A 12,437-nucleotide genomic window follows, 5' to 3' on the forward strand; every position below is an offset into this window, starting at 1 on the left:
GCGAAATCCCGGTGGCCTGATCGTTTTCATACCGGGCATAGTGAATATTCTGTTCCGCTTGGAGATCATAACGGGTACGCAGTAAGCCATCCTCTAACCGTGTCACTGCCCGAACGACGACCAGTTCTTTGCCTTGTCCAATGGATAACGTGATGAGGTCGCCTAGCGCGTAGTATTGCAGACTTTCAATTGTATAGGTGACATACGATCCAGCACGTTGTTCTCCTGGCTTTTCCGCATCCAGCTCATGAAACGTTTTTCGTACCCTGTAAAACACATCCCGTTCCACTTTATGCTGCTTGCCTTCTGGCATACCGAAGAAAACTTTGGGCGAAGCTGCGGTTACCTCTGGTACAAGTACGGAACCAAAGCGAGAAGCGAGACGTTTTAAAAATGCCCAATCGGTCTCCTCATATTGTAAAACAAAAGTATCCAGTTTGGCATAATTAGTTACGGTATCAATAGCGTCTCCATACTGATACTTTCGAACCATCGCGGTGACCAGATCATCATAGGTACGATGAATATCCTGATAGGAACGTTTTTTCAGCTTGATATCCATTTGGTAAGAATGGGAAGCGGCCTCCAGTTCAAAGGTGTATACTCCACGTATACAATGTACGGACATTTGCGTAACGATCCCGTGAAACAGTCTTCTCAGCGATTGCCCCTGATCATCCAACTGACGAATTACAATCGGCTCTTGCTCCATATTTTGTCCGATGCATGCGGCTCCCTGTTCTTCGGAGAGCATACCACTAATATGTAAATAGGTATGATCATTAATGGTACGTGTTATTTGAAGTTGTTCGATATGTTGTGGCTGAAAGGGACCATAAAAGCGTAGGCTTTCATATCCGATCCCATCTGATAATATACTCAAGTGAGTTCATGACTCCTTTCTAGATGTGATGGCTGATTGCAAAAGTAAAGTGCAGCATTTTTAATTCGAGTCTGACGAATAGAAGAAATGGATGGAGACAACTTTGAGTCAAGACCCATATGTATCACTGAGTTTGTTGGGTATAAAGTTACGAGATGTGATATTTAAATAACAGTCCAGCATATGTATATATCGGTTAAAAGAGATATTTAGTTTACAGAATGACCCATTCGTTGGGTTATTTTCAATGTGTAATACTGGAAGCAGGAGATATGGGAGGAGGGAAAGCTGAAAGTGATTTTGAGCAATTGTCTTTCAAAGTTAGGGACTGGGCTGATTTAATTGTGATTATGGATTCGGGTAAATTAAATACAGGTTCATATGGAATTAGGATCAATAGAAGTGAAGTGAAGCAAGGCATTATCTGGTAAAAGGGGGTGTTGTGGGAAGGAGTAGCTTTTGATAGTATAGCCAATATATATAATAAAAAGGAATATATCCCTTCCGCCGTCTCGACACATGTGGAGTGCGTGGTAGTAATATATCGAGATGAGAAGCATTGATACACGAGGATTTGAGAGTAATTTGAATATGTTCCTGCATTCAACAAAATGCTTTAGGGTTGAGTGTGGGAACGTATATTATTTACATATACATGGCACGAGAAGTCGGTGGTATAGATAGTGAGAAATAGTTGATGTTGTTGCATTTGCCTAATTGCATACGAAATGCTCAGGCTGTTTGTGAGTATTTTTATTTTTGTATAGCAAATTGTAAAAACAGGAAAAGATGCAAAAGGTGTCGAACTATTAAATATAATAAGTTTTATAGGATGGGATACTATGCAAAGCTATGACTTCTTAAATTTATCTTCTGTGGAATTTGAAGATTTAGCTAGAGATATACTTCAGAAGCACCTTAATATTTATCTGGAAAGTTTCACGGAAGGTAAAGATGGAGGAATTGATTTACGAGGAAGTATAGATAAAAATAAAACTCTATTGATTCAATGTAAGCGGTATAAGGATTTTAATTCATTAAAAGGGAATTTAATTAAAGAATCCTCAAAAGTTAAAGTTTTAAAGCCCGAGAAATATATTTTGGTGACCTCCGTGGGGTTGACACCAAAAAACAAAGCAGAAATCAAAAAAATATTTGAGCCTTATATCTTATCTTGTGAAGATATATTTGGGAAAGACGATCTAAATAATTTATTAGGGCAGTATAGTGAAATTGAAGAGAAGTATTATAAGTTGTGGCTATCAAGTACCTCTGTTTTAAAAACAATACTACAATCGAATATTAAAAACCGTTCTGAATTCTTAGAGGATTCGATTAAGAACAGTATTAAGTTATTCGTGCAAAACAAAAGTGTAAATGAAGCAATTGACATTCTAAATGACGTTAACTTCACCATTATATCAGGTAATCCAGGTGTCGGAAAAACGACTCTAGCTAAAATGTTGATACTGCATTATATGTCTAAAGAATTTGAATTAATCGAAATATCCGAAGACATTGAAGAAGGAAATAAATTATTTGCAGAAGATAAAAAACAGATATTTTATTATGATGATTTTCTAGGAAGTAATTTCTTAGAAAGATCGATATCTAAGAATGAGGATAAGCGACTTTATCATTTTATGGAACGGGTAAAAGCGAATAAAAACAAAAAGTTAATAATGACCACAAGAGAGTATATTCTCAAACAAGCTCAACAGAAATACGAAGTTTTAGGACGGACAGATATTGATCTAGCCAAACATATTTTAGATCTAGAAAGTTATACTAGAGTTGCAAAAGCTGAAATTTTTTATAATCATTTGTTTTTTTCTAATCTATCGGAGGATTATATTAAAGCAGTAGTGCACGATAAAGGTTATTACAAGATTATTAATCATCCTAATTATAATCCGCGTGTTATTGAGTTAATGACAATCAGGCTTAATAAAAAAATAATTACACCAAATAAATATTTGGAGCATTTTCTTAATTCACTAACTAATCCTAGTGAGATATGGAGATCTGCTTTTGAAAATCAAATAAGTGAATTATCTAAATATTTGCTTTATTCTGTTCTTATATCTCATATAGCGATTAAAGAAGAAAAATTAATTCGTTCTGTCAAAGAAATGATTAACTATGATTCCCAAAGATTCAATTTATCATTGAAAAGAGGGGACTTCCTCAATTCCTTAAAAGAATTAGAAAATACATTTATTGAAATTAGCAAAGAAACTGATAATGGAAATTATATAGAATTTCAAAACCCATCGGTAAATGATTTTCTAATTCACTATATAGAAAATGATAACGATTTAATCGAAATGATTATTAATAGTATGGTGTTCTTTAATCAACTTTTTACCATTTTTAATCCTTACGATAAAACAGTAAATCCTTTCTATCCGCGAATATTGAATCTAACCCATAAAATTGAACTTAAAAGTCAATTGAAAGAGACTTTAGAAAAAAAGATAATTAGAGATTTTGATAATATGGAGATAACCGAAGGAAAATATGAATATCACACAAACGATAAAATTATGTATCTCAACCAATTTTACGATTATACAAGTGAAGGTCTTAATTACTTTCTTGCTAAAAAAATCCAAGAGGTTAACATTAAATTATTAGCAGATGAGGAGCAGGAGGAATTTGTAACAGTTATCAAAAAACTAAAAAAATATTTAAGATTAAATATTAATGACTTAATACTCAGCTATATTGAAAGTATAAGTTCTTTAAATGGTATAAGGGGATTGATCAAACTGGCTAATATTTATCCAGAAGAATATCAATTATTTATTGATTACAATAGAGAAATATTAATGGAGATAATTGAAGAGGTTATTTACGCAAATATTGATAGTGCAGATAATAATGAGAATAATTTAATAGGACTTAAAAGTGCAATTGAAGAAGTGGGTATTTTTTTTAATGAGGAATTCAAAAGCGCATTTGATTTTTTGGATGAAAAGTTGGAAAATGTGAAATATGATGATGATGATGATGATGATTATAGACTTTCTAAAAGACAAGAAGAAAATTTTAGCAAAAAGGCTGAAAATTTAAAAATTGATAGAATGTTTGATTCACTTTTGAATTAATAGATATACGCTGGGAAATCGGTTTGCCTACCGTAAACTTCCCACGGGTTTCTGCAGGCTTCTGTCGTTTGCCTTTGTGCCTTAATACCGTTAAGACGCCTTTCACTAAGCGACCCGCATAAAGCCAGCGGTAGATGGTTTTAAAACACACCATACACTGTCCATTCTGACGCAGTCGTTCCACCATTTGCTCTGGAGATCAGGTGGTCTGTAGCTTCTTCTTGATGAGATTCGCAAGTTCCGGTGTCCACTTGCCGACCGGTACAGAAGCTTGACGTCGCTGTTTGTAAACTTCGTGAGAACGTGTAGCCTCATAAGGCTCCCTCTCTGTATTTCGGCGAAGCTCCCGGCTAATGGTGGCATGGTGTCTACCCAGTTCCTTGGCGATGGTTCTTGTACTTTTCCCCTGCTGGTGGAGGATTTCTAGCTTGCTGCGCTCGACTATGCTAAGATGTGTGTAGCTCATGGTGGATTCTCCTTGTGTGAATGTGGGTGTAGGAACTTTCATTCTACACGAATCCGGCCATGGGCCCTTTGTTTATTTATTTCCAGTGGGTGTCGCACTTCATATTACAATCCGTCTTATAGAAAAGTTAAGGTAGATGATATTTTGTTTTCTCCTCCAACAAACTCTGGACTTAAAAAGAAAGATGTATCGCTTCTACCTGGTGAGGGACTATTACCTGTTTATTCAGCTACGAAGGAAGAAGATTTGGTTTTTGGATGGATACGTGAGGATAGTAAATGGAGAAAGTATGAAGATGTGTTAACTTGGAATAAGGACGGCAGTGCTAGTGTTTTTTATAGACAAAATAGATTCATTCCTTATGAAAAGGTTAAAATATTAGAGATTAAGTCTGAGTTTAAAGGTAGTATTGATTATAATTTTTTAAAGTATAGTTTAATGAATGCATTTGAAATATTAGGGTTCGGATTTAATAATAAATGTTCGATGGAACGTGTTTTAAAAGTTGAGATCAATATTCCAGTAGACGAACATGATAATTTTGATATGTCTGCACAAATAGAACTAACAGATATCTTTAAGGTAATCATTGATCTTAAAGAAAAAGTGACTGAATATAATAATTCATTACTAAGTATGAAAATAGAAGTGGAATAACTTATTAATGTAGAATTTCAACAGCTATCTTTATGTCTTGAAATTTAGAAAGACTCAAAAGTTTTACTGACTGTTCCTGTAATTATGGATGGCTTAAAGAACTTGATACTTTTTAATAGCAAATGGACATGGCAAGAGGATTTGAGAAGATCCTCTCGCTATGTCCATTTGCTTCGATAAAAATAGGGTTTTCAGTTAGGCGTTGACGGTCTTGTCATTTGAGCAAGCTTTATAATAGAAAGGATATCAAGTGGAAAAATCATAAAAAATGATAGCATTAGGTTTACTTTTTATTTTATTATGTAGTATGATTAAATAAACTTACAATATATACGCTTTGGAGGTGGGATATTTATGTTAAATCGAATAGGTTTGAATGGATCTTTAGCTGAATCATTGGTTAGTTCCTTTACAGAGGGGACAGACGGTGTAATAAGTGAAATAAAAAAAGAGCACCGTATGGAAACGGAGAACTTCAAGAATGGAGGCTCATGGGATATACGATTTGATCGTATTAAACAAGTGGCTCTACATAATGACTTGGTTGTTCTCACTAGAAGAAGGGGGATCTGGGCTTTTATTTGCGCCTTAGATCTTAATACAGGAAGTTTATATATCTTCTCGAAGGAAAAGAACTTAGACATAGTAATAAAGAATTTTGGGAAAAAGAAGATACATTATTTTCATGCGTTTGTTTCGAAAAACAGTGGGCCTTTAGAATTTGACAGACAACAGCTGTCTTTATTTGAAGCCCCGACAGATGAATATGAGAATAAAAGGCTTTTGGAAACACAAAAGATACTCGGTGAAGATTACCCCTTGGTAAAGCAAGTGATTTTTGTGGTTGCTCAAGAGATTGACAGGAAAATAGTTGGCGTGGAGGCGCGTTTATATAATCGTTTTTTTGAATTAGTCGATAAAGCCGACTGGTCAATGTATGTTTCGAAGGAAGAATATAGTGATCTGGCTGTTTTAAATGAAGATATTGTGGAAAGCATGGATATTATTCCGAAAGTCAAACCCTCGATTAAGAAACGGAAAGAGCATTTTGATCGAGATATTCCAACGAAGAAGCTGGAAGAGAAAGATATTACAGAGGAAGATCAAGGCTAACATTCCTCGATATAAGGAGGAATTATAATGATTCAAAGACAGTTTAATGGTTCTAGATTAAGAGAAGGCAGGATTTATCGTGGCCTAACCATTACAGACTTAGCTAATGAACTTAATGTTAGCAAACAAATGATATCTAAGTATGAAAATGACAAAGCAGTACCTTCTCTAGATTCTCTACTAGTCATAACAAATGTGTTGAAATTTCCTAAAGAATACTTTTATGAAACTTCAGTTGAAGTTAAAGCAGGCAGCACCTATTTCAGATCATTGCTGACAACAGGGAAAAAAGAAAGAGAAATGCAATATGATCGAGTAAAGTACTTAACTATTATTCGCGCGTTATTGGAAGAGTACGTAGATTTCCCTGAACTAGATGTACCTGATTTTTCTGATCGGGATATAGAAAGTGTGGAAGAGGTTGCAGAAAAGGTAAGAGATGCTTGGTCTCTTGGTGATAAACCAGTTAAAGACATTATTTACTTACTTGAAACTAAAGGTTTTGTTATTTCATCATTGTTATTAGGCAATAAGACAATTGATGCATTTGGTTCTCAGCATGAGATAAGTGGGAAGCAGTATTACTCAATAGTGCTCGGAAATGATAAAAAGTCATTTTACAGACGCCAATTCGATGTTGCCCATGAACTAGGGCATAAAGTTTTGCATGATCCATACTTGAATGTTGATGATTTGAGTAAGGAAGAGTTTAAGCAAATAGAGCAGGAAGCAAATGATTTTGCAGCAGCGTTCCTTCTACCGAAGGACAGTTTTTTGAGGGATGTATCCATTCATCCAAATGATCTTATGTACTATAAGCTTCTTAAGAAAAAATGGTGTGTATCCATTGGAGCTATGGTTATGCGAGCCTATAAGTTAGGGGCCATTAATGAAGGAACATATCAGTACATGCAGCGATCTATCAGCCATAAGGGCTGGAGAACAAAAGAACCTCTAGATGATGTAAAGGATTTGAGAGACCCCGTTTCAATGAAGCAAGCTATAGAATTATTAATTGAAAATGATTACATCTCCGGGGATGGTTTTATGCAAAAACTGTCTAAACATTATGGACTGAGCTTGTTGCGTGAAGAAGTAGAAGAGTTGCTAGGACTTGAAGAAGGATATCTAAAGACTGAAGTCTTGTACACAGGTAACATCGTGAGCATAAAAGATAAACTTGATTCGAGATCAAGGAATATGACGAACTGACTTTTTTAAATATATCTGCTGCTTACACTAACATAATTCTTTCATGGCATGAAAACGAAGGAGTTATATAAATGATTTTACCTCCCTTCCTTTCTTTTTTTATCAAGCGATTTCTAGCTTAGCAAATATTGGCCTTATTTCATGAATATATGGATAGCAAAAACTTCATATTGAAAACCATTCTCTTATACGGTAAGATCAACAAACTTTGACCTTGGGAGGGGATTTTATTGCGATGGTAGCCTATACTGGATTAAGCACATTCTGGACGAGAGTTTAAAAGTATATATGAAACTCACAATCAGTTCAACATCAACAAAACTTTCTGTAAAGAAAAATTTAGAAAAAGGCTGTATATTGCTACTATCGTGTGTCTAAGAATGCAGTAGCAGCAATGGGTTGCGGGCTTTATCATGAAGCACTTGAGTGGGTTATAATTTCACATACGCTGTACGTGGAGAGTGCAAAACGCTTGGCATACAAGGGTTTAGATTTAGAGTGAGTAAAAGGAATTGTTGGGAACCAGAAGGAAATGTGATCTATTCACGTCACTATTCTAATGCTTTTTACTCGTTGAATTTATTTCCATTTTTCAGGTATTTATAATCATTTCCGCGCAATTTTGAATAGAAATTGTTGACTGCTGAGAGCTGAGAACTCTCGGTTTTTTTGTTCCTTTTTTAAATATTTTCCTCTATAACAATTCTTCGAACTTAACTCTTGTAAGGTGGACGTATATTTTATATAATAAATACGAACGTTTGTTTCTGTTTTCCGCACAGATACAAGCCCTATCCGCGTTCACAACCATATCACCCAAACCAACAAACAGGAGGCCAAAACTTGTCCACTAATCCAAAACGAAATCAATACCAAATTAAACTGTTCCACTTTAACGAAATCACAGTTCTAGGCGACCAACTTTGTGCGCCACAATCCAGCACTCGTACCATCACCGTATCAAACAGCATCTATCTCGACCAACTCAAGCGAGTCATAGCAGAACGTGATCCTTCCACCGATGTTACTGATGTCATCTTTATGCTCAAAGCTGATCAAATTGACGAAGATGATCCATCTCAACTTGCCTTTTTTGAACGTATGCTGCGAGAGGGCATCTACTATAATGGAGAGAAATATGTCCGTTCGATCAAGTCACCTGCGATGGGACGTACACAGCGCACAGAATTTATCCAAGAAAAGTATGTCGCTGATCTGTATCGACGCATTACACTCGGCAAATTGCCACCACTCACCAATACCCATAAGTGGGAAGCAGCACTTGGTGTGAGTCGTTCAGCAGCACAGCCAGTGCCATACATTCCACGCATTATCGTTATTCCAGATTATGAAAAGGATACAATCATTGAAGATGTATGGAAAGTGGAAAAGTGTGCTGAAGATTTAAAGCAACAGAAGTTGATATTCGATGAAAAGACGAAGCAACGTGAATATTTCGAAGCGAAGAAAGAATTGAAGCCACCCAAGGAAAAATTACATAAGTTAGAACGTATACCGAACAAAATAATCCCGTGGAATGGTCGAACAAAGTCTGTTCCCGATCCAAAAGACTATAAAACATTCAATGGATGGGATAAAGCAAATCGTCGTGTGAAGCTAGAAGCAATTCCTTTTCCTGCTCGTTCAGTTATGTATGATGACGAACTATATCCTTGCTATTCCATTGAGCAAACAGAAGAAATCCCAATCATCGCTATCAATGAAGAGTCCATCGGATTTAAGCGAGTAGAGTATCCACAGTATGAAAATAAGAATGTTCAGTTTTTCGATGGTCAAGGTTTAATGAGCTTCCAGTTTGCCGAGCGTATTGGACAGCACCTTAATCTATCCTACTCACCTAATGCAGTTCAGGGAAGACTTCCATATATTAAAGGTAACTTTATCCGATTCGATCTGTTGAAATGGTTCAAGGAAAATAGCGTGACAGAAATAATAGATGTTTTCGGTGAATTACAGCCGATCATCGACAAACAGGATCGTCCTATTGATCTCATCCTCACCAAATCCTGCTTCAAAGCTTGGCATCAATACAGTGAGGGGGAAGCAAAGCCGAAGTGTTTGTTTGAAAATATAACGGAATATGAAGCATTACTGAAAGTACATAATCATACTCACTTTTGGGTCGCCAATTATGCGAAGCCAGCATACCAGATGAACGCCTACACACCACTGACATACCAATATATTCATGCGTTGAATCTTACACTAAATGATTTATTTAAACTAGCTACGCCTCTAATGGATGTCATCAAACGATTATTACATGGACAAAAAAATGAAGTCCATGGAAACTGGCTTCGAGATATTGCGTACACGAAAGCGTTCCTACATATGCTAGTCCAAGAAGACGATGAACCCAAAGATGTAGATGAAGAACCCGACGAACAGGAAGATAAATTAGAACGGGGCCAGAAGAAACAATTTATCAATGAAATTATCCAATCCATTGATTTGAATGAATTGATGCTGTATGACGGTAAGGTTCGCAAATTCATCGTGAAGCAAGCGATGCTGAAAGTACAGGATATGTTGAAAGGTCGTATCCCTATTCGTGGCAGCTACTTTTATCTAACAAATGATCCGATTGCGTTTATGGAGCATGCCAGCGGAAAACCAGTTACAGGTGTGCTGAAGAAGAACCAGGCTTTTATGAATCGGAAACAGGGAATGCATGCGCTATTTCGCTCACCACTAACCATATTTAATGAAGTGGGCAAGCTAGATTTTGTACAAGTACATAACCGATATATGCGTCATTTAGACAATGTGATTGTTCTGAACTGTTGTGATTTAACACTGGCAAGACTTGGACTCGGTGACGTGGATGGAGATACGGCTTTATGCACCAACGATCCCACCATACTCTCAGCCGTGATCGATGCTCCTACGATCATCAATGAGGATGATAAAAAAGTAGCTGCTCCAGTACCGAATAATATGGACAGTATCGTCAAGATGGAACTGAAAAGTCTACATAACCTGACGGGCAAATGTACGAATGTGAATACGTATTTTCAGAATCTGGCTTTGGAGGAGGGGAACCTTCAATCACGGGTTTTGGAAAACTCAGTCTTAAAATTTCTCCAAGGTCAAATCATTGATGCGACCAAAAATGGACTGGAAGTAGAGATTCCACATGTGCTGGATCGTCTGGCTATCCAAATGCCGTATTTCTTTCGTTTTGCTAAGGGTGGTAAAGCCAAGGATTATCAGCACTCGACGAAATCGCCGTTTAATCAATTTTGCGTTGTGGCAGAGAAGTATATAGATGACAAGTTCCAGATGGAAGATGGCAAAATGGATCAGTCGATTTTGGGCATCGAGAGTACGAGACAACTGTTACAGGATATGAGTAAAATTAGCCAGCCCAAGTTTCTGGATTATCTAGCTCGTATTGAGCCACTGTATACAGAATACAACGAGCAGAAGAAACCAATTGATCATCGCCAAAAGGAATTTAATGAGCTAAAAAAATGGCAACGAGACAATGATACCCGAAAAGCAATCAGCGCGGAATACGCTAGGTTACGAGAGGAATACAAAACTCAGTGTGAAGAGATCTGCCCTTATCCTTTAATACTTGCCAGTGTTGCTGTCGAGATCGCATATCAAACCTACAGAACGTACTCCTTTGCATGGCTGTTTGTAGATGGACTACTGGAAAATCTAAAGCAGCATGAAAATGTATTGAAAAAGGAAGTACGAAAGGTGAACCGGCTCACGAATCGAAATGTGGAAGGTAAGGAGCTTACCGTTGACGCTGGCATCGCTACAATAGATGATCTGGAGTTTCCATTGTTGAATGTGCGGGATGGTGTTTATTCATTATTTGAAATTATGGGACAATTCTTTATCGGGTATGAAGCTGAACGAGAAACCGTAGTAAAAATCAGTAATACGCCTTCTCTGCTGGACGGGAATAGTACAAGACGAACATTGAGGAATTATTCGCTCGGCTTCAGCACATTGAAAAAATCGGAGGAAGAATCGCAGCTGATAGCTGACCAGGTATTAGGTAAGAAATTGTGGGTTCAGGTGGTCGAGTATAACTATGTTCATGTTGTAGATGAGCATGGAGAAAGGAAATGTATAATTCCACGAGATCAGGTTATTCGTCGAGATGAGGGGTTATCCTTACTGGATTTTGACGGAGCGACAATTGAATTTATAACTATCGAGAAAGTCACGAAATCGAGCTTTAAGGCGATAGTCAATATTGAATAAATTGATTCATTGGTCTGTAATGATTTGGCGCCTGTTAACACGGGCGCTTGGGTGACACCTGTTAAAAGGGTGTTCCAAGCTTAACTTGCGGCTTGTCAGCCGGTAGAGAGGGATGTGGAAGAGACTAACCTTTCACATTCCAATCATTAATATATGAGGAGGTCAGATATGGAAAGCCATACAATTGTCATTACCCAGTCTCGGATGGCAGGATGGTTGATGTTTAATCGGTTTCATAAAATGGATGAAAAAGTAGATTTAAAGGATTCAAATCGGAAAGTATTCATATTCAAGGATTCACCTCCATTGAGGAAGGCCATGGAACAATATAACGAATTTAAACAGGTAGTCGATAACATCTATTAATAAGGGGGATCATAACAATATGACAACAGCTTTACAAAAGCACGATGATAAACACAAGTATTATACTGTCCAATTCACCATTAACGGAAAACGGGCGGATGTACGAAAAAATAGCAATTGCAAACAAGTAGAAGCTTGGATAGATGGTATGTGGAAGCCGATTACCAAGGAAGATGTGGATAAGCAGTATCGGATACAGTTTGAATATTCTCCCTATGAATTAGAGTTTTCGTATAATCGTGGCAAAACGTGGTGGACATACACGGACGAAAAATATATGACTGATTCGGAACGAGCGTATTTCAAGAAGGAGATCGCGTTTTTTGAGAATTGGGCGCTTGAACAACGTATTGCAGAGGAAGAACGGAAAGCGAATGATCCTGAA

The 12,437-nt window shown here is 36.9% G+C and carries 9 protein-coding genes and 1 pseudogene; 8 read left to right on the forward strand and 2 right to left on the reverse strand.

Translation table 11 applies throughout. The features are described 5' to 3' along the window. Window positions 1-883, reverse strand: an 883-nt coding sequence (locus tag ACWXW9_RS28520; RefSeq protein ID WP_494932129.1) for a contractile injection system protein, VgrG/Pvc8 family, incomplete at its 3' end; no start/stop codon positions are given. Window positions 884-1,155: 272 nt separating this feature from the next. On the opposite strand from ACWXW9_RS28520, the gene ACWXW9_RS28525 reads away from it, so the two are divergent. Both ACWXW9_RS28525 and ACWXW9_RS28530 read left to right on the forward strand, forming a co-directional pair. After that, window positions 1,156-1,314, forward strand: a complete 159-nt coding sequence (locus tag ACWXW9_RS28525) for a hypothetical protein (protein ID WP_494932130.1) — start codon at window positions 1,156-1,158, stop codon at window positions 1,312-1,314. Between the two features lie 411 nt (window positions 1,315-1,725). Continuing rightward, complete coding sequence (locus ACWXW9_RS28530) at window positions 1,726-3,993, forward strand: nSTAND3 domain-containing NTPase (RefSeq protein WP_494932131.1); 2,268 nt, start codon at window positions 1,726-1,728, stop codon at window positions 3,991-3,993. A 7-nt stretch (window positions 3,994-4,000) separates the two neighbouring features. Here the strand turns inward: ACWXW9_RS28530 and ACWXW9_RS28535 are convergent. Continuing rightward, window positions 4,001-4,459: pseudogene (locus ACWXW9_RS28535) on the reverse strand (IS30 family transposase); the annotation flags it as partial. Between the two features lie 144 nt (window positions 4,460-4,603). On the opposite strand from ACWXW9_RS28535, the gene ACWXW9_RS28540 reads away from it, so the two are divergent. The 6 genes from ACWXW9_RS28540 to ACWXW9_RS28565 form a co-directional block, all read left to right on the forward strand. After that, entirely contained in the window at window positions 4,604-5,116 is a 513-nt protein-coding gene (locus tag ACWXW9_RS28540; protein WP_494932132.1) for a restriction endonuclease subunit S, read from the forward strand. Window positions 5,117-5,470: 354 nt separating this feature from the next. Beyond that, window positions 5,471-6,229: a DUF5986 family protein gene (locus tag ACWXW9_RS28545; protein WP_494932133.1), complete on the forward strand. Its 759-nt coding sequence runs from the start codon at window positions 5,471-5,473 to the stop codon at window positions 6,227-6,229. A 27-nt stretch (window positions 6,230-6,256) separates the two neighbouring features. Beyond that, window positions 6,257-7,441: a helix-turn-helix domain-containing protein gene (locus tag ACWXW9_RS28550; protein WP_494932134.1), complete on the forward strand. Its 1,185-nt coding sequence runs from the start codon at window positions 6,257-6,259 to the stop codon at window positions 7,439-7,441. Window positions 7,442-8,284: 843 nt separating this feature from the next. Then, a complete protein-coding gene (locus ACWXW9_RS28555; protein WP_494932135.1) occupies window positions 8,285-11,686 on the forward strand; it encodes an RNA dependent RNA polymerase in 3,402 nt (1,133 codons plus the stop codon). Between the two features lie 168 nt (window positions 11,687-11,854). Then, entirely contained in the window at window positions 11,855-12,052 is a 198-nt protein-coding gene (locus ACWXW9_RS28560; protein WP_025686111.1) for a DUF5659 domain-containing protein, read from the forward strand. Between the two features lie 19 nt (window positions 12,053-12,071). Then, window positions 12,072-12,437 (forward strand): hypothetical protein (locus tag ACWXW9_RS28565; RefSeq protein WP_494932136.1); only part of this gene is annotated, 366 nt, incomplete at its 3' end.

The organism is Paenibacillus sp. LT-B23 (assembly GCF_059417685.1).